Annotated in this window: 1 protein-coding gene; it reads left to right on the top strand. The window is 40.7% G+C overall.

Annotation, left to right across the window (positions count from 1 at the left end; genetic code table 11):
* Nucleotides 1-77: 77 nt before the first annotated feature.
* Nucleotides 78-1,258 (top strand): IS3 family transposase gene (locus I6E72_RS19590; protein WP_165737997.1). Its coding sequence is split into 2 segments (ribosomal slippage): nt 78-336 and nt 336-1,258, totalling 1,182 coding nucleotides; the frame shifts between segments, so codons are not numbered across the junction.
* The last annotated feature ends 8 nt before the right edge of the window (nt 1,259-1,266 follow it).

Raw genomic sequence — 1,266 nt, 5'->3', positions numbered from 1 at the left:
TGTAGTGGTAGAGTAATTTTGGTCACCCATTAAGAAAGAAATGTTATGCTATTTGCATACAAATTTGGGTGAAAAAAATGACAAAATTAAACCGTGCAACGTACTCCGCTGCAATCAAATTAGAAACGGCTCAACTTGTAGTTGACCAAGGTTATACACAAGAAGAAGCAGCCAAAGCGATGGGGGTTGGTAAATCAACCGTAAGTAAATGGGTTGCTCAATTAAAGCAAGAACGTAATGGCCAGTCACCATTGGCTTCACCAATGACACCCGAACAAATTGAAATCCGTGAACTTAAAAAGCAAATCCAACGCATTGAATTAGAAAAGGATATATTAAAAAAGGCTACCGCTCTCTTGATGTCCGACTCCCTGAACAATTCTCGTTAATTGAGAAATTAAATCAACGAGAGCGTTACCCAATTAGTGTGCTATGTAGTGTATTTAATGTGCATCGTAGCAGCTATAAATACTGGGCTATACGGGATACGACACCGACACCAGAGCAAGTAAGGTTAGAGGCTGAAGTTAAAGCCATACATACAATGAGTGGGGGCTCAGCAGGTGCGAGGACAATCGCGGCAATCGCAACGAATAACGATTTTGAATTAAGCCGTTATCGTGCTGCTAAGTTAATGATTAAATTAAAGCTAGAAAGCTGCCAAGTACCTCAACATTCATATAAACGTGGCGGTAATGAACATCTTGAAATCCCAAACCTGCTTAATAGGGAGTTCGATGTTGTTGAGCCAGATACCGTGTGGTGCGGTGATGTTACATATATTTGGACAGGCAATCGCTGGGCTTATTTAGCGGTCGTTATTGATTTATTTGCGCGTAAAGTTGTGGGTTGGGCAATGTCATTGTCGCCAGATTCTAACTTAACGCTAAAAGCGCTTGAGTTAGCTTACGAAAGCAGAGGCAGACCAAGTGGGTTGATGTTTCACTCAGACCAAGGAAGCCATTATACGAGCTTGAAGTACCGCCAACGTTTATGGCGCTATAAAATCACACAAAGCATGAGTCGACGCGGAAATTGTTGGGATAATGCGCCAATGGAGCGATTTTTTAGAAGCTTTAAAACAGAATGGATGCCAAAGGTTGGATATGGGAATTTTATAGACGCTAAATATAGTGTGAGTGATTATATCAACGGATATTACAACAACGTTAGACCGCATCATTATAATGCTGGTTTAGCGCCAAATGAATCTGAGATTAGATACAAAGACTCTAAAACTGTGGCCAAATTTTATTGACCACTACA

This window comes from Pseudoalteromonas sp. NSLLW24 (assembly GCF_015864725.1).
GTDB lineage: Bacteria > Pseudomonadota > Gammaproteobacteria > Enterobacterales > Alteromonadaceae > Pseudoalteromonas > Pseudoalteromonas arctica.
This window is presented reverse-complemented; position numbering and strand designations above follow the sequence as displayed.